12 protein-coding genes and 3 tRNA genes are annotated in these 16,845 nt (G+C 69.1%); 10 read left to right on the top strand and 5 right to left on the bottom strand.

Going from position 1 to position 16,845, the window contains the following annotated elements:
* Positions 1-444 precede the first annotated feature (444 nt).
* Positions 445-1,242 (bottom strand): ZIP family metal transporter, encoded by a 798-nt coding sequence (locus N5096_RS06170; RefSeq protein WP_267663436.1) that lies wholly within the window; start codon positions 1,240-1,242, stop codon positions 445-447.
* Positions 1,243-1,370: 128 nt separating this feature from the next.
* Between N5096_RS06170 and mutS the strand changes: the two genes are divergently transcribed.
* The 3 genes from mutS (at position 1,371) to azf (ending at position 5,606) form a co-directional block, all read left to right on the top strand.
* Positions 1,371-4,166 carry a DNA mismatch repair protein MutS gene (gene mutS, locus N5096_RS06165; RefSeq protein ID WP_267663435.1) on the top strand — a complete coding sequence of 932 codons (2,796 nt, stop codon included), beginning with the start codon at positions 1,371-1,373 and terminating at the stop codon, positions 4,164-4,166.
* 62 nt (positions 4,167-4,228) lie between these two features.
* Positions 4,229-4,579, top strand: coding sequence for a cell division protein SepF (locus tag N5096_RS06160; RefSeq protein WP_267663434.1), 351 nt, complete (start codon positions 4,229-4,231; stop codon positions 4,577-4,579).
* A gap of 142 nt (positions 4,580-4,721) precedes the next feature.
* Positions 4,722-5,606 (top strand): NAD-dependent glucose-6-phosphate dehydrogenase Azf, encoded by an 885-nt coding sequence (gene azf / locus N5096_RS06155; RefSeq protein WP_267663433.1) that lies wholly within the window; start codon positions 4,722-4,724, stop codon positions 5,604-5,606.
* A 19-nt stretch (positions 5,607-5,625) separates the two neighbouring features.
* Here azf and N5096_RS06150 read toward each other — a convergent pair whose 3' ends face one another.
* Positions 5,626-6,303, bottom strand: coding sequence for a DUF309 domain-containing protein (locus N5096_RS06150; protein WP_267663432.1), 678 nt, complete (start codon positions 6,301-6,303; stop codon positions 5,626-5,628).
* 199 nt (positions 6,304-6,502) lie between these two features.
* Between N5096_RS06150 and N5096_RS06145 the strand changes: the two genes are divergently transcribed.
* Complete coding sequence (locus tag N5096_RS06145) at positions 6,503-8,344, top strand: cation:proton antiporter domain-containing protein (protein WP_267663431.1); 1,842 nt, start codon at positions 6,503-6,505, stop codon at positions 8,342-8,344.
* 614 nt (positions 8,345-8,958) lie between these two features.
* Here N5096_RS06145 and N5096_RS06140 read toward each other — a convergent pair.
* Positions 8,959-9,031: transfer RNA gene (locus N5096_RS06140), tRNA-Arg, on the bottom strand.
* Between the two features lie 287 nt (positions 9,032-9,318).
* Between N5096_RS06140 and N5096_RS06135 the strand changes: the two genes are divergently transcribed.
* From N5096_RS06135 to N5096_RS06125, 3 genes are all read left to right on the top strand, one after another.
* Positions 9,319-10,800 (top strand): single-stranded DNA binding protein, encoded by a 1,482-nt coding sequence (locus tag N5096_RS06135; protein ID WP_267663430.1) that lies wholly within the window; start codon positions 9,319-9,321, stop codon positions 10,798-10,800.
* Positions 10,801-10,974: 174 nt separating this feature from the next.
* Positions 10,975-11,406 (top strand): histone, encoded by a 432-nt coding sequence (locus N5096_RS06130; protein WP_267663429.1) that lies wholly within the window; start codon positions 10,975-10,977, stop codon positions 11,404-11,406.
* Positions 11,407-12,411: a histone deacetylase family protein gene (locus N5096_RS06125; RefSeq protein ID WP_267663428.1), complete on the top strand. Its 1,005-nt coding sequence runs from the start codon at positions 11,407-11,409 to the stop codon at positions 12,409-12,411. It abuts the gene before it with no gap.
* A gap of 373 nt (positions 12,412-12,784) precedes the next feature.
* Here the strand turns inward: N5096_RS06125 and N5096_RS06120 are convergent.
* Both N5096_RS06120 and N5096_RS06115 read right to left on the bottom strand, forming a co-directional pair.
* Positions 12,785-12,857 (bottom strand) — tRNA-Asp (locus N5096_RS06120).
* 30 nt (positions 12,858-12,887) lie between these two features.
* Positions 12,888-12,960 (bottom strand) — tRNA-Asp (locus N5096_RS06115).
* Between the two features lie 261 nt (positions 12,961-13,221).
* On the opposite strand from N5096_RS06115, the gene N5096_RS06110 reads away from it, so the two are divergent.
* From N5096_RS06110 to rpoB, 3 genes are read left to right on the top strand one after another with little or no spacing between them, the layout of a single operon-like run.
* Positions 13,222-13,449, top strand: coding sequence for a DNA-directed RNA polymerase subunit H (locus N5096_RS06110; protein WP_094522283.1), 228 nt, complete (start codon positions 13,222-13,224; stop codon positions 13,447-13,449).
* Positions 13,446-15,011 carry a DNA-directed RNA polymerase subunit B'' gene (locus tag N5096_RS06105; protein ID WP_267663427.1) on the top strand — a complete coding sequence of 522 codons (1,566 nt, stop codon included), beginning with the start codon at positions 13,446-13,448 and terminating at the stop codon, positions 15,009-15,011. The genes N5096_RS06110 and N5096_RS06105 overlap by 4 nt, the downstream gene beginning before the upstream one ends.
* A gap of 1 nt (position 15,012) precedes the next feature.
* On the top strand, positions 15,013-16,842 hold the full coding sequence (rpoB, locus tag N5096_RS06100) for a DNA-directed RNA polymerase subunit B (protein WP_267663426.1): 1,830 nt from the start codon (positions 15,013-15,015) through the stop codon (positions 16,840-16,842).
* The last annotated feature ends 3 nt before the right edge of the window (positions 16,843-16,845 follow it).

Genomic DNA, 16,845 nt, shown 5'->3' with positions numbered 1-16,845 from the left:
TTGATGTAGAATACTGTCGGATTCATCCCCGCGCTAAAGCACGGGGCTTTCTCCTTGATTCTCCGTAAGCCGTTGAATCGATTGGCAGTTTATAAATGGGCGACGGCATAGTGAACTCCTCCAAAGCCCCAGCCGGGAGGGCGGCGCACGCTCGCTGTGCTCCTCACTCGGTCGCTCACTTCGTTCACTCCCTCGTTGCGGTGCTTGCGTCGCCTGCGCCGCCCTCCCGGCTGCCCTTTTGAGTCCCACCCCGCACAGCACCGCAGCCTCACACCTCCCCAGCCTCGTCGGTCGCCGTCGCTTCGCTCGACGACCGACTCCCTCGCGCGTGCTGCTCGGCCGCAAAGCGGCCTCGCAGGCACGCGCCAACCGCATCGGCATTTATAAATGATCGTCGCCGTTGCTCAGACACGTTTAAACAATCTCGTCGGTGCCGTCGTGCGCTTATAAATATGCGAGCGGGAGCATCAGCGCGACGCCGAGCGCGATGCCGCCCGCGAGTACGGGCTTCCCGCCCCGGGGGAGGTCGGCGCCCGTTTCGAGCGCCTCGGGGAGGAACTCAGTGAGGACGAGGTAGATCATCGCGCCCGCCGCGAAGCCGAAGCCGTACGGGAGGAACTCGCGGGCGTACCGCACGAACGCGAAGGCGATCACGGCGCCGATCGGCTGGGGCAGGCTGGAGAACACCGCCCACCAGACCATCTTCCACTTCGAGACGCCCATTGTCTGGAGCGGGATCGAGATCGCGGTCCCCTCGGGGACGTTGTGGATCGAGATCGCGACCGTCATGAAGACCGCGAGCAGCGGGACGGTGAAGCCGAACAGCGAAGTTCCGCCCGCCAGCCCGAGATCCGCGAACGAGACGCCGACCGCGACCCCCTCGGGGAAGCTGTGGACGGTCAACACGCCGAGGATCAACACGAGCTTCCGGAAGTCGGCCTCCTCGTACTGCCGCGGGTCGACGTCGGCGTCCAAGAGGACCTCGTGCGCGACGACGACGAGGACGACGCCCGCCGCCAGGCCGATCCCGATCTCGACCGGCGTGCCCTCGGCGAGCCCCTCCTGCACCAGTCCGAACAGCGACGCGGACAGCATGATTCCCGACGAGAAGCCCCACAGCGCCACGTTCCCGCGGTCGCTGATCGAGTCGAAGAAGAAGAACGGCAGCGCGCCGACCCCGGTCGCCAGCGCCGTGATCAGGCCGGCGAGGAAGACGAACGCGAACGCGTCGACGGGGGCCATCCATCTGACGGTTCGACTGGCGGTCACTTAGAGGCGGCGCGGGTCCTCACCACGTGACAGGGACGATGCGGGTACCCGCCGCCGGACACCCGTAGGGTTTTAGCCGCCCACGGCGGGAGTACGGGTATATGCCAACGGGGATCGTCGGGGAGTTCCTCGAGTTAAAGGCGGAGACGGACGCGGACGTCCTCGCGATGCAGTGCGGCGACTTCTACGAGTTCTTCGCGGACGACGCCGAGCTGGTCGCCGAGGAGCTTGACCTGACGGTCTCTCAGAAGTCCTCGCACGGGTCGTCGTACCCGATGGCGGGCGTCCCGCTCACGGAGCTGACCCCCTACGTGAAGGCGCTCGTCGAGCGCGGCTACCGGGTCGCCGTCGCCGACCAGTACGAGACCGACGACGGCCACGCCCGCGAGATCACCCGGGTCGTCACGCCCGGAACCCTGCTCGAAACTGCCGACGACGACGCGCGGTACCTCGCGGCGGTGGTTCGCGAGGAGGACGAAGCAGACGGCCCCTACGGCCTCGCGCTCGCCGACGTCACCACGGGTCGGTTCCTCGTCACCGAAGGCGGCGACGAGAGCGACCTCCGGGCGGAGCTGTACCGGTTCGACCCCGCGGAGGTGCTCCCGGGCCCCCGCGTCCGCAACGACGACCGGCTGCTCGGCGCGGTCCGCGAGGACCTGTCGGGGTCGGTCTCCGTCTTCGACGCGGAGGCGTTCGCGCCGGGGCGGGCGAAACACGCGATCCGCGAGCAGTTCGGCCGCGAGACCGCCGACAGCGTCGGGATCGACTCCGACCTCGCGCTGCGCGCGGCCGGCGCGGTCCTGGGGTACGTCGAGGAGACGGGCGCCGGCGTACTCGCCTCGATGACCCGCCTCACGGCGTACGGCGACGGCGACCACGTCGACGTCGACGCGACCACCCAGCGCAACCTCGAGCTCACCGAGACGATGCGCGGCGAGGGCGAGGGGTCGCTGTTCGAGACGGTCGACCACACCGTCACCGCGGCCGGCGGCCGGCTCCTCCGGGAGTGGCTCACGCGGCCGCGGCGCGACCGGGCGCGGCTCGACCGTCGGCTCGACGCGGTCGAGGCGCTGGCGGGGGCGGCGCTCGCGCGCGATCGCCTGCGGGAGACGCTGGGCGAGGCGTACGACCTCGAGCGGCTCGCTGCGCGGGCGACGAGCGGGAGCGCGGGCGCACGCGAACTCCTCTCGGTTCGCGACACCCTCGCGCTGGTGCCGGCGATGGCCGACGCCGTCGAGGGGACCGCGCTCGTGGAGTCGCCGGTCGCGGAAGTGCTGGAGGAGCTCGACCGGGAGCGCGCTCGCGCCCTCCACGGCGAGCTCGCCGACGCGCTCGCGGACGACCCGCCGAAGGCGAAGACGCAGGGCGGGCTGCTCCGAGAGGGGTACGACGGCGAGCTCGACGAGCTGATCGCGAGCCACGAGGAGGCGAGAGAGTGGCTCGACACGCTCGCGGAGAGGGAGAAGCGACGGCACGGGCTCAGCCACGTCACGGTCGACCGCAACAAGACGGACGGCTACTACATCCAGATCGGGAAGTCCGTGGCGGACCAGGTGCCCGAACACTATCGCGAGATCAAGACGCTGAAGAACTCGAAGCGGTTCGTCACCGACGAGCTCGACGAGCGAGAGCGCGAGGTTCTCCGCCTCGAGGAGGCCCGCGGCGAGCTGGAGTACGAGCTGTTCGAGGAGCTGCGCGAGCGCGTCGCCGACGACGCGGAACTGCTTCAGGACGTCGGGCGGGTCGTCGCCGAGGTCGACGCGCTCGCGTCGCTGGCGACCCACGCGGCCGGCAACGATTGGACCCGTCCCGAACTGACCGACGAGCGCCGGCTCGACGTCGAAGCCGGGCGCCACCCGGTCGTCGAGCGCACGACGGACTTCGTGCCGAACGACCTCCGGCTCGACGGGGAGCGCGGGTTCCTGATCGTCACCGGCCCGAACATGAGCGGGAAGTCGACGTACATGCGGCAGGCGGCGCTAATCCAACTGCTCGCGCAGGCGGGGTCGTTTGTCCCGGCGCGCGCCGCCGAGGTCGGGCTCGTCGATGGGATCTACACCCGCGTGGGCGCGCTCGACGAGCTGGCGCAGGGGCGCTCGACGTTCATGGTCGAGATGCAGGAGCTGTCGAACATCCTCCACTCGGCGACCGAAGACTCCCTGGTCATCCTCGACGAAGTCGGCCGCGGCACCGCCACCTACGACGGGATCTCCATCGCGTGGGCCGCGACCGAGTACCTCCACAACGAGGTGCGCGCGCGGACCCTCTTCGCCACGCACTACCACGAGCTGACGGCGCTGGCGGACCACCTCCCCCGCGTCGCCAACGTCCACGTCGCCGTCGACGAGCGCGACGGCGAGGTGACGTTCCTCCGGACGGTCCGCGACGGGCCGACGAACCGGTCGTACGGGGTCCACGTCGCCGACCTCGCCGGCGTACCGACACCGGTCGTCTCCCGCGCCGACGAGGTGCTCGACCGGCTCCGCGAGGAGAAGGCGATCGAGGCGAAGGGGTCGCGGGGGAGAGACGCGAGCGGCGCCGGGGGAGGAGACCCCGCCGGCGCCGACGGCGACGGCACGCGACAGGTCGTCTTCGACCTCTCGTCCGGGTCGTTCGCGGGCGACGACGGCGCCGGGTCGGTGGAGACGGACGCGGCCGGGGGCGAGGGAAGCCGAAACGGAACGGGCCCGGAGTCGGCGGGCTCCGGTGGCCCCCCCGAATCCGTCGGGGGTACCGAGAGCGGCGAGCAGCCGGAGACCACCGAGGCCGACCGCCTCGACCCCGAGGCCCGCGCCGTGATCGGGGAACTGAGCGACGTCGACGTCGCGGAGACCGCGCCGGTGGAGCTGCTCGCGCGGGTGCAGGAGTGGCAGGAGCGGCTCGGCGAGGGCCGCTGACGACCGGCGCGAGGGGAGCGTCTGACGTAAGAACTAATGTCCGACCTCGACGTGTGATGTGTATGGGCATCATGAGCAAGATCCTCGGCGGGGGCGGGAAGCGCTCCGTCGACGACTACGTCGAGCTCGACCTCGACGACTTCGCCGAGGCGCACGCGGAGACGGGGATGCAGGTACACATCGCGGAGATCGGCGACCAGAGCGACGTCATCCCGATCAAAGACGCCGTCTACGACGGCGACTTCGTCATCGCCGACATCACCCGGCACTCCACGTCGGACCGCACGGTCGAACACATCATCGACGAGCTGCGGCAGGTCGCCCGGGAGGTCGACGGCGACATCGTCCAGAAGGGCGACGACCAGATCGTCATCACCCCCACGGGCGTCTCGATCTCGCGCGAGAAGCTGTAGCCGGACGCCCGCTCGTTTCGGGGAGAACACGCCCCTCGTTCGGGCCTCGGATCGCCGGAGTCGAGGCGTGTTCCCGACGTGACCGGCCGGCGCGCGGCCGAACCGTGTGTTATATGCCCGTCTCCCGCCCACGTACGACCGAATGGACGAGCCGGTCCTGCTGACGGGCGCCGGGGGACGGGTGGGGCAGGCCATCCTCCGCGGCATCGGCGACGACTACGAGTGGCGACTCCTCGACAGGGAGCCGCTCCCGGCGGCGAAGGTGCCCGACAGAGTCACCGACGCCGACCGGTACGTCGCGGACATCACCGACGAGCGGGCGGTCCGGGAGGCGATGGAAGGGGTCGGGGCCGTGATCCACCTGGCCGGCGACCCACGGAAGACGGCGCCGTGGGACTCCGTGCTCCGCAACAACATCGACGGGACGCAGGTGGTCATGCGCGCGGCCGTCGACGCCGGGGTCGAGAAGTTCGCGTTCGCCTCCTCGAACCACGCCGTCGGCGGCTACGAGACCGACGACCGCACGCCGGATCTTTACCGCACGGACGACGACTACCGACTGGACGGCACCGAGCCCCCCCGGCCGGGGAACCTCTACGGCGTCTCGAAGGCGACCGGGGAGGCGCTCGGGCGGCTGTACCACGACGAGCACGGGATGAGCGTCGTCTGCGTCCGCATCGGGAATCTCACGAGGGACCACCCGCCCCGGGAGTACGAGCGCGGACAGGCGATGTGGCTCTCGCACCGCGACTGCGCGCACCTGTTCGACCGGTGTCTGCGGGCCGACTACGGCTACGAGGTCGTCTACGGCATCTCGAACAACGACCGGCGGTACTACTCGCTCGAGCGCGCCCGCGAGGCGCTCGGCTACGCCCCCGCCGACAACTCCGCGAACTACACCTTCGAGGGCGAACCGAAGGAGGGGGCCGCGACGGAGGACGGGGGGACCGACCCCGCCGTCGCCGAGGCGCCCCCCGCGGAGCCGAACTTCCCCTCCGACCCCGACACGCCGACCGACGGCGCCTGACCGCTCGCGACGGAGACGGTTAAAAGAGGTCGTCGACGTCGCGTCGCTTCCGCTCCGCGAGGTCCACGTGGTCCGCGAGTCGCGCGGCCACCTGCGGGCGGGCGTCGGGCTCGCGGAGGAACGCGAAGACGAGCTCCGCGAACCGCGTTCGCCCGGTGCCGCGCTGCTCGCGAGCCAGCGTCGCGGCCGCCTCGAACGTCGCCTCGTCGCCGTGGTCGACCGCCTCGGCGAGCGCGGGCGCCGCGAGCAGCGCGGCCGGGAGTCCCACGTCGTCGAATCCCGGTGCCGAGCCCTCGATCCGGATCCGCGGCGGTCCGGCGCGCTCGATCGTCTCGGGATCGGCGGCGAGGCGTCGGCACCACTTCCGGACGGTCGCGACGTCGACGCCGCGGGCCGCGTCGTCGACGCCGTCGAGGTACCCCGCGCCGTTTTCGGCGCACCCGACCGCGCCGGACCAGTTGCCATCGGTCGCGTGATGGGTCGCCGCCGCGGCCGCGATCAGCCCGTGGAGCAGGCGCTCGTCGTCGCCCCCGTCGAGGGGGAGCCACGCCGCCTCCCACGGGTCGTGGGCCGCGAGGGCGTGTCCCTCGTTGAACAGGGCGGCGCCGGCGGCGAGGGCGGCTGAGACGGACGGGGCGCTCTCGGAGTCGGCCCGAGCGGCGCCCTCGTCGCGGGAGTTCGGATCGCGATCGGTCATGGGCGACCGTCGGCGACGGTGATATAAAAATGCCGAGACCCGCGCGCCGATGGCGGAGGCTGCCGCCCGAAGCCCTCGGCGTGGGGGTCCGCCCTCCGAATGTCCCCCGCAGAGCGACGGGGCCGGGGAACTCGGGGTCCGGTCGACCAATACACTGAGGAGGGGGGCGGTTATAGGAACCGTAGACGTGTCCAGCCTGTTGCCGGTCATCGCGGCGATCCTCGTGTCGGGACTCGTCGTCCAGTTGATCGCTCACCGTCTGAAAGTTCCAAGCGTCATCTTCTACCTCCTCATCGGGGTCCTGCTGGGACCGGAGGCGTTGGGGCTCGTGACGCTCGAGACGTTCGGGAGCGGGCTCGAGATCGTCGTGGGAATCAGCGTCGCGATCATCGTCTTCGAGGGGGCGTTCGCCCTGCGGATCGACCGGATCCGGGGCGCGTCCACGGTGTCGCTCCGGCTGGTGACGGTCAGCGCCCTCGTGATGTTCCTCGGAACGGCGGTCGCGGTCCGGTTCCTCGAGGGGGCGAACTGGGAGATCGCGCTGCTGATCGGGGCGCTGCTCGTGGCGACCGGCCCGACCGTGATCACGCCGATACTCAACGTCGTCCGGGTCAGGGACCACGTCGCGACCGCGCTGGAGACCGAGGGGATCGTCAACGACGTGACGGCCGCGATCGTCGCCGTGGTGATCTTCGAGACGCTGCTGCTCGACGACCTCGGGGTTCCCGCGACCGTCTTCTCGTTCGTCGAGCGGCTCGGCGTCGGCGTGCTCGCGGGGGTGCTCGCGACGGTGGTGATCTACTACCTGCTGGAGAGCGACCTGGTCCCCGAGCGCGACGTGCAGGCGTCGCAGTTCCTGGTGTTGGCGGCGGCGGTCGGCGCGTTCGCGGCCGCCGAGGCCGTCGCCGCCGAGGCGGGTATCGCGGCGGCCGCGACGAGCGGGATCCTGCTCGGGAACCTCGACATCAACAACAGAGAGGAGATCGAGGAGTTCGCAGAGAACACGACGCTCGTCGTCCTCTCGTTCGTGTTCATCTCGCTGGCCGCGCTGATCGACGTCGAGGCGATACTGCAGCTCGGGCTCGGCGCCGTCGGACTCGTGCTCGTGATCATGCTCGTGTTCCGACCGCTCGGGGCGCTGATCGCCACCGTCGGCATCGAGCGGTTCACCTGGCCGGAACGGCTGTTTCTCGCGAGCGTGGGCCCGCGCGGGATCATTCCGGCGAGCGTGGCCACGCTGTTCGCGATCGAACTGGAGCTCGCGGGGAACGTGGCGGCGGGCGAGCTGCTGGTCGGGACGGTGTTCGCCGTCATCTTCGCGACGGTCGCGATCGAGGCCGGGCTGGCGCGGCAGATCGGCGACGTTCTCGGAGTGTCACCAATGCGCACGATAATCATCGGCGGCGGCCGGGTCGGCCGGACGCTCGCCACACGACTGGAGCGGCGGGGTGAGTACGTCGTCGTCGTCGAGAGCGACGACGAAGAGAGCGAACGGGCGCGCTCGGACGGGTTCACCGTCTACGACGGCGACGGCAGCGACGCGGAGACGCTGCGCGGCGCGGGCATCGAGGACGCGAAGCGCGTGATCACGGTGACCGGCGACGACGACATCAACCTCCTCGCGTGCCAGCTCGCGCTCACGAAGTTCGACGTGGAGTCGGTGTACTCGCGGGTGAACGAGTCGGACAACCTCGACGCCTTCGACAGCATCGGCGTGACGGCGATCGACTCGCCGACGGCGACGGCGGTGGCCATCGACGACGAGATCGAGCGCCCGGCGATCACCCACTGGATGAACGAGCTGGGCGACAGCCACGACGTCCAGGAGGTCGAGGTGACCGCGGAGAACCTCGCCGGGAAGACCATTCGCGACCTCAACGCGCAGATCCCCGACGGCACCTTCGTCGCCGTCGTCAGCCGCGACGGCGAGAACCACGTGCCCTCGGCGGACAGCGTGCTGGAGTACGGCGACCACGTCACTTTCATCGGCGACTCGGACGCGGTCAGGCGCGCGATGGAGCGGTTCCACCCGCACGACTAACACGCCGACCGGGAGGTTCTGTCCGTTCGCGGGGCGAGGGTGAGGAGCGTCGGATCGGCGCTCGCTCGTTTATAAGCAATTTCCAGCGAGAGATCGTCTTTCGGTCTCTTCACCGTTTATAACTGGTCGGCGTTGATGCGGTGAGTAGCTTCCGAAGCCACAGCCGCTCGGCTATACGTCGTCGCAGTCGCTGTGACAGAGGCCGTGTTCAAAGCCCCACCCGCGCCGCAACCGCACCTCACGCCTCCCCGGCCTCGTCGCCGGCGGTTCCGGCGCCGGCTGGCCGTGGCGCGTGGCGCCACGCTGTCACCGGACTGCGTCCGGTTGCAAGCGAGAGCTTCGCTCTCCCCTGCCGATGAGGGCTGGCGTCGCCAGCGACTCCCTCGCGCGTGCTCCGCACACTGTTGGGCGTTCGGAGGCGCGCGCTACCGCCCCTTTTTAAACCTGGAACAGCCGGAGCGTGCGGTGGGGGACCCACGCACGGCTCGCTGCGCTCGCCGTTTGGTGTGTCCGAAAACGTCCTGACGGAGTCTCACGCGAGCGAAGCGAGCGTGAGGCACGTCAGGGCGCGAACGCCGCGGCTGCCGAACGAAGTGAGGGAGCCGCAAAGTGAGCGTCCTGACGGAGATTTGAACTCCGGTCCCTGGCTCCGCAAGCCAAGAGGATAGTCCACTACCCTACCAGGACTCAAGCAAACGTACCGCGGTAGAACTTAAGACGGTTACGGTCCACGGGCCGCGTGGCGGAGGGTCGCATGCGACGCGATCCGGCGGACGCGACCGCGCACGGATTGCACACCTTTTCTATCGAGGGGACCGATGGGCTCGTATGACGGAATCCCGATCCGCGACAGCGACGCGGACCCGACCGGCGAACGCGCCTCGGACCGGACCGGAGGTGGGGGCGGGTTCGGCCGCGAGACCCCGGCAAAGACAACGCTTATCCGCGAACTCGACAACCGAGGAGGTACGCGTATGGGAGTGATAGAGGACGTCTACGAGGATCTCGACACCGACGTCGAGTTCGAGGAGTTCGAGGCGGCCGTCGAGGACAAAGTCGAGCAGATGGGCGGGCTCGCCGACGAGGAGACGGCCGCGATGCTCATCGCTCACGAGCTGCGCGACGAGGAGGTCGACACCATCGCCGACATCGAGCCGGGGATGAACGACGTGAAGTTCCTCGGGAAGGTGACCTCCATCGGCGAGATCAAGACCTTCGAGCGCGACGACGAGGAGGCCGAGGAGGGGCGCGTCTGTAACGTCGACGTCGCGGACGCCTCTGGTTCCGTGCGGGTCGCCCTCTGGGACGAGATGGCCGCGGCGGCCGACGAGCAGTTGGAGGTCGGCCAGGTGCTCCGCGTCATGGGCCGCCCGAAGGAGGGGTACAGCGGGCTGGAAGTGAGCGCCGACAAGGTCGAGCCGGACGAGGACGCGGAGGTCGACGTGCAGGTGCTCGACACCTACCGCGTCGAGGACCTCTCGCTCGGCGCCTCCGACGTCGACCTCGTCGGGCAGGTGCTCGACACGGACTCGATCCGCACGTTCGACCGCGACGACGGCAGCGAGGGGCGGGTCGCCAACCTCACGGTCGGCGACGAGACGGGCCGCGTGCGCGTGACGCTGTGGGACGACAAGGCCGACCTGGCCGACGAGTTCGAGGCCGGCGAAGTCGTCGAGGTCGGCGACGGCTACGTCCGCGAGCGCGACGGGGACCTGGAGCTCCACGTCGGGGACCGCGGCACCGTCGAGCGCGTCGACGAGGACGTCGAGTACGTCCCCGAGACGACCGACATCGCCGACCTGGAGATCGACGAGACGGTCGACGTCGGCGGCGGCGTCATCGAAACCGACCCGAAGCGCACGTTCGACCGCGACGACGGCAGCGAGGGACAGGTGCAGAACGTCCGGATCAAAGACGAGACGGGCGAGATCCGCGTCGCGCTGTGGGGCGACAAGGCCGACCGCGACATTGACCTGGCCGACCGCGTCGTCTTCACCGACGTCGAGATTCAGGACGGCTGGCAGGACGACCTGGAGGCGTCCGCCAACTGGCGGTCGACGGTCACGGTCCTCGAGGAGGGGTCGGACGGGGCGAGCGGAACGGGGAACACCGCGTCCGGGTCCGGCGGTGATTCCGAGGGCGACGAGCGCGGCGAGGGTAACGCCGGACTCGGGGCCTTCGCCGAGGACGGGCAGAAGGCGGCCGCCGAGGCCGTCGCCGGCGGGACCGGTGGAGAGGAGAGCGCCGGGTCCGGCGCCGCGGCCGCGACGGCGGAGCAGTCGGCCGAGGACGTCGAGTTCACGGGCACCGTCGTGCAGACCGGCGACCCGGTCGTGTTGGACGACGGCCAGCAGACGAGGAGCGTCGAGACCGACGCGAGTCTCCGGCTCGGCGAGGAGATCACCGTGCGAGGGGCGGAGCGCGACGGGACGATCCACGCGGAAGACGTGTTCTAGCCGCCGCGAGCGTCTGTCGGATCGCTGAACGAGTTCCACGACGGACGGCGGGGGGTCGTGACCGGGCGACGCTGTCGGAAGCAGCGACGCGTCGAGTCGCCCCGACGCCAGCGCTCGAGCGCGGAGACGGCGGTAACGGAAAGCATTATACGGTACACGAACGCGACTGTGTGTATGAGTGTCGAGTTGCCGTTCGCGCCGGTCGACGGGATCATCCGGCGGAACGCCGGAGCACTCCGCGTCAGCGCCGACGCCGCCGAGGAGCTGGCGCGGCGCATCCAGGCGCACGGCGCGGAGCTGGCGATCGACGCGGCCGAACGGGCGACCGAAGACGGACGGAAGACGCTGATGGCGTCCGACTTCGGCGTCGAGCAGGTGATAACCCGGGAAGAGCTCGCCCTGCCCGTCGCGCCCATCGACCGGATCGCGCGGCTCCGGATCGACGACCGATACCGGGTCGGCGTCGACGCGCGGATCGCGCTGGCCGACATCCTCGAGGACTACGCCGACAACGTCGCGAGCGCTGCCGCGACGCTCGCGCGACACGCCGACCGGCGGACCGTACAGGCCGAGGACATCGAGACGTACTTCGCGCTGTTCGAGTAGATGCGGTTCGGCTACAGCGAGCAGTGTCTCGCGCACGACACGGGGGAGCGACACCCGGAGAACCCCGACCGACTGCGCGCGATCCGCCGCGGACTCGCCAAGCGGCACGGCGTCGAGTACACCGAGGCGGACCCCGCGACCCGCGAGGAGGTCGTCGCCGTCCACGACGGGGGATACGTGGACGAGCTCGAGGCGTTCGTGGACGACGGCGGCGGGAGCTGGGACCCCGACACCGTCGCGAGCGACGGGACCTGGGACGCCGCGCTCACCGCCGCCGGCCTCGCGCAGTGGGCGGCCCGGTCGGCGCTCGACGGCGCCGACGGCCGAGACACCCCCTTCGCGCTCGGCCGTCCGCCGGGTCACCACGCGGTGCCCGACGACGCAATGGGATTCTGCTTTTTCAACAATGCCGCCGTCGCGGCCCAGACCGTCCTCGACAGGGGCGCCGCGGACCGGGTCGCGATCTTCGACTGGGACGTCCACCACGGGAACGGCACCCAAGACGTGTTCTACGACCGGAGCGACGTGCTCTACTCGTCGATCCACGAGGACGGGCTCTACCCGGACACCGGCGACCTCGGGGAGACCGGCCGGGACGACGGGGAGGGGACCACGGTGAACCTCCCGCTCGCCGCCGGCGCCGGGGACGCCGACTACCGCTACGCCATCGACGAGGCGATCGGGCCGGCCGTCGATCGGTTCGACCCCGACCTCCTGATCGTCTCGGCCGGGTTCGACGCCCACCGCCACGACCCGATCTCGCGGATGCGCGTCTCCTCTGAGGGGTACGCGATGATGACCGACCACGTCCGGTCGATCGCGGACGACGTGGGTGCGGCCGAGGCCTACGTGCTGGAGGGCGGGTACGGGCTCGACACCCTCGCCGACGGCGTCTCGATGGTTCACGAGACGTACGACGGCCGGACGCCGGTCACCGACGACGAGGAGCCGGACGCGAAGACGGAGTCGCTGGTGGAGGAGCTGCGGGAGCAGCTCGACCTGTAGGGGGCGGAGCGGCCGAGGCGGGCCCATCGTTCCCCGTGTTGTTCGTCGAAAGCGCCCGGGGGGATTTGAACGTGAATCAGACGTGCTCGCTCGCTGCTCGCGGCTTCGCCGCTCGCATATCGAGGTGCTCACTTCGTTCGCACCTCGCACCGCTCGCTGCGCGCGACTGAGAGGATTCAACTTCCGACGAATCGATCGTTGCCGCCGGTATCGACTCGCTTCGCTCGCCGATTGGCGGCGACAAAATACGCCCGGAGCGGGATTTGAACCCGGAGGACTTCGCTCGCTTCGTTCGCTCGTCCTCAGATTCAAACCCTTGTGCGAGCGTTTTCGACGAACGGCTCGCTACGCTCGCCATCTCGTTCGTCGAAAACGCCCGGAGCGGGATTTGAACCCGCGTCACGACCGTGACAGGGTCGTATGATGGGCCACTACACCATCCGGGCAGACAGCGACAAAGGCCCCGAAAAGGGGGACGCCCGGAGCGGGATTTGAACCCGCGTCACGACCGTGACAGGGTCGTATGATGGGCCACTACACCATCCGGGCTTGTCGCAATCATTCGTACCCCTGTCCGGCAAATAAGGCTTGTCATCGCCGGCGACGGTGGGGACGGATGACAAGGGCGGACGGGCCCGTCACGCGCCGACCCCGGCGGTACTGTTTTATATGATACTCGCATGGGTGAGAGTATCGCACGCCCCGACGTCGTGAGCCGCGCGCGGCGGCGTCGGTTGACAAGCCTTATTTGGTTGGCGCATATAGCGATCTGTAGTATCTCGTGATAGCTTCTCTCAATAACCACCACCCATGGTAGACGTAAGCCAACACGAACTCGTCCCGGACCACGTCCTCCTCGATGACGACGAGGTCGACGAGGTCCTGGCCGAGTACGACGTGAAGCGGACGAACCTACCGAAGATCAAACGCACGGATCCCGCGATCCCCGACGAGGCCGAGGTCGGTGACGTGGTGAAGATCGTTCGAAACTCTCGCACGACGGAGGAAGCCGTCGTGTACCGGTTAGTCGTCTCATGAACAGGCAAGACCGACGCGTCGTCTCACGCGAGTACTTCTCGGACGAACGGCTGGCCGAACACCACTTCCGCTCGTTCAACAACTTCCTGGACCGCGGCATGCAGGAGGTCGTCGACGAGAAGGAGACGATCGAGACCGACATCGGCGACAAGGAGGGGCAAGAGCCCGTCTACGTCGAGCTCGGCGACGTTCGGATGGTCACTCCACGCGTCCGCGAGGCCGACGGCTCCGAAGAGCTGCTGTACCCGCAGGAGGCCCGCCTCCGGAACATCACCTACTCGGCGCCCGTCTTCATGGAGATGTCGATCGTGCGCGGCGGCGAGGACGAGCCCGAGCAGGTCGTCGACACGACCGAGACCAAGGTCGGCCGGATGCCGATTATGGTCGGCTCGGAGAAGTGTAACATGGCGGGCTTCTCCGACGAGGAGCTCATCGACATCGGCGAGGACCCCGTCGACCCCGGCGGCTACTTCATCGTCAACGGCTCCGAGCGCGTGTTGATGACCTCGGAGGACCTGGCGCCGAACAAGATCCTCGCGGAGTACGACTCGAAGTACGGCGACGAGATCCAGGTCGCCAAGACGTTCTCCCAGCGCCGCGGCTACCGCGCGCTGGTGCTGTGCGAGCGCAACCGCGAGGGGCTGCTCGAGGTGTCGTTCCCGTCCGTCTCGGGCTCGATCGACTTCGTGACCCTCGTCCGGGCGCTCGGCCTGGAGTCGGACGAGGAGATCGTCCACCGCGTCTCGGACGACCCCGAGATCGTGAAGTTCATGCTGGAGAACTTAGAGGAGGCGGAGGTGCAGACGACCGAGGAGGCCATCGAGACTCTCGGCGAGCGCGTCGCCTCCGGGCAGGGGAAGAACTACCAGCTCAAGCGGGCGAACTACGTCATCGACCGCTACCTCCTGCCGCACCTCCACGAGGAGGGCGTCGAGGAGGAGGACGTCCGCATCAACAAGGCGTACTACCTTTGCCGGATGGCCGAGGCGTGCTTCGAGCTCGCCTTGGACCGCCGCGAGTCCGACGACAAGGACCACTACGCCAACAAGCGCCTGAAGGTCTCCGGCGACCTGATGCGCGACCTGTTCCGGACGGCCCTGAACAAGCTGGCGCGCGACGTGAAGTACCAGCTGGAGCGCGCGAACATGCGGAACCGACAGCTCACCGTCAACACGGTCGTTCGCTCGGACGTGCTGACCGAGCGGCTCGAACACCCGATCGCGACGGGGAACTGGGTCGGCGGCCGCTCGGGCGTCTCCCAGCTCGTCGACCGGACGGACTACATGGGCGTGCTCTCGCACCTGCGGCGCCTGCGCTCGCCGCTGTCGCGGTCGCAGCCGCACTTCGAGGCGCGGGACCTCCACGCGACCCAGTGGGGTCGCATCTGTCCCTCCGAGACCCCGGAGGGACCGAACTGCGGGCTCGTGAAGAACTTCGCGCAGTCGATGGAGCTGTCGCAGACGGTCGAGGACGAACAGGGGCTGAAACGAGAACTGGCGTCGATGGGTGTCGAGGGGATCCCCGGCATCGAGGGCGTCGAACGACAGACGGCGGACGACTAACATGGCTCAGGCAGAACGCGAAGCGAAGGTGTACGTCAACGGGAGCCTCGTCGGGACCCATCCGGACCCCGAGGCCCTCGCCGAACAGATCCGCGAGGCCCGCCGCCGAGGCGACGTCTCCGATATGGTGAACGTCTCGGTCAAAGACCGGACCCAGGAGGTGATCGTCAACGCGGACGCGGGGCGGGCCCGTCGGCCGCTGATCGTCGTCGAGAACGGCGAGCCCCTGCTGGGCGACGAGGAGGTCGAGGCGCTCGAGCGCGGCGACATCGAGTTCGAGGACCTCATCGACCGCGGCTACGTCGAGTTCATCGACGCCGAGGAGGAGGAGGATATCCTCGTGGCCGTCGACGAAGAGGACGTGACCGACGACCACACGCACCTCGAGATCGACCCGCAGCTCGTGTTCGGTATCGGCGCGGGGATGATCCCGTACCCCGAGCACAACGCGAGCCCCCGGATCACGATGGGCGCGGGGATGATGAAGCAGTCGCTCGGGCTCCCCTCCGCCAACTACCGGATCCGGCCGGACACGCGTCAGCACCTGCTGCATTACCCGCAGCTGGCGATGGTGAAGACGCAGACGTCCGACCAGATCAGCTTCGACAAGCGGCCGGCGGCGCAGAACTTCGTCGTCGCCGTGATGTCGTACGAGGGGTTCAACATCGAGGACGCGCTGGTGATGAACCAGGGTTCCGTCGACCGCGCGCTCACCCGCTCGCACTTCTTCCGGACGTACGAGGGCGAGGAGCGCCGGTACCCCGGCGGCCAAGAGGACCGCTTCGAGATCCCGGAGCAGGACGTCCGCGGCGCGCGCGGCGAGGACGCGTACACGCACCTCGACGAGGACGGCCTCGTCAACCCCGAGACGAAGGTGGACGAGTCCTCGGTGCTGCTCGGCAAGACCAGCCCGCCGCGCTTCCTCGAGGAGCCGGACGACATGGGCGGGCTCTCTCCCCAGAAGCGTCGGGAGACCTCGGTCACGATGCGCTCGGGCGAGTCCGGCGTCGTCGACACGGTGACGCTGATGGAGGGCGAGGACGGCTCCAAGCTCTCGAAGGTGAAGGTGCGCGACCAGCGCGTCCCCGAGCTGGGCGACAAGTTCGCGTCCCGACACGGCCAGAAGGGCGTCGTCGGCCACCTCGCCCCGCAGGAGGACATGCCCTTTACCGAGGAGGGGGTCGTCCCCGACCTCGTGATGAATCCGCACGCGCTCCCGTCGCGGATGACGGTCGGCCACGTGCTGGAGATGCTCGGCGGGAAGGTCGGCTCGCTGCGCGGCTCGCGGGTCGACGGCACGCCGTTCCAAGGCGAAGACGAAGAGGAGCTCCGCGACGGCCTTGAGGAACACGGCTTCAAGTCCTCCGGCAAGGAGGTGATGTACTCCGGCGTCACCGGCGAGAAGATCGACGCGGAGATCTTCGTCGGGACGATCTTCTACCACAAGCTGTACCACATGGTGTCGAACAAGCTCCACGCCCGCTCGCGCGGACCGGTCCAGGTGCTCACGCGCCAGCCGACCGAGGGGCGGGCCCGCGAGGGCGGGCTGCGCGTCGGGGAGATGGAGCGCGACACGATCATCGGCCACGGCGCGTCGATGGTGCTCAACGAGCGGCTCCTGGAGTCCTCGGACGCCGAGACGGTCCACGTCTCCGCGGAGACGGGACTCGTCGCCGTCGAGGACCGCGAGCAGCGCCGGGTGTACGACCCGGTCACGGGCGACGAGGACGACATCCACGAGCTCGAGGTGAGCTACGCGTTCAAGCTCCTCCTCGACGAGATGATCGCCCTGGGAATCCGACCGAGACTCGAACTGGAGGATGCGATTTAAATG

Source organism: Halorubrum yunnanense, assembly GCF_026586675.1.
Taxonomy (GTDB): Archaea; Halobacteriota; Halobacteria; order Halobacteriales; family Haloferacaceae; genus Halorubrum; species Halorubrum yunnanense.
This window is presented reverse-complemented; position numbering and strand designations above follow the sequence as displayed.

Coding starts and splice junctions, on each gene's coding strand:
- N5096_RS06105 (WP_267663427.1), top strand. CDS start 13,446: ATGAACAGGCAAGACCGACGCGTCGTCTCACGCGAGTACTTCTCGGAC.
- N5096_RS06160 (WP_267663434.1), top strand. CDS start 4,229: ATGGGCATCATGAGCAAGATCCTCGGCGGGGGCGGGAAGCGCTCCGTC.
- N5096_RS06170 (WP_267663436.1), bottom strand. CDS start 1,242: ATGGCCCCCGTCGACGCGTTCGCGTTCGTCTTCCTCGCCGGCCTGATC.
- azf (WP_267663433.1), top strand. CDS start 4,722: ATGGACGAGCCGGTCCTGCTGACGGGCGCCGGGGGACGGGTGGGGCAG.
- N5096_RS06130 (WP_267663429.1), top strand. CDS start 10,975: ATGAGTGTCGAGTTGCCGTTCGCGCCGGTCGACGGGATCATCCGGCGG.
- N5096_RS06110 (WP_094522283.1), top strand. CDS start 13,222: ATGGTAGACGTAAGCCAACACGAACTCGTCCCGGACCACGTCCTCCTC.
- N5096_RS06125 (WP_267663428.1), top strand. CDS start 11,407: ATGCGGTTCGGCTACAGCGAGCAGTGTCTCGCGCACGACACGGGGGAG.
- N5096_RS06150 (WP_267663432.1), bottom strand. CDS start 6,303: ATGACCGATCGCGATCCGAACTCCCGCGACGAGGGCGCCGCTCGGGCC.
- N5096_RS06135 (WP_267663430.1), top strand. CDS start 9,319: ATGGGAGTGATAGAGGACGTCTACGAGGATCTCGACACCGACGTCGAG.
- rpoB (WP_267663426.1), top strand. CDS start 15,013: ATGGCTCAGGCAGAACGCGAAGCGAAGGTGTACGTCAACGGGAGCCTC.
- mutS (WP_267663435.1), top strand. CDS start 1,371: ATGCCAACGGGGATCGTCGGGGAGTTCCTCGAGTTAAAGGCGGAGACG.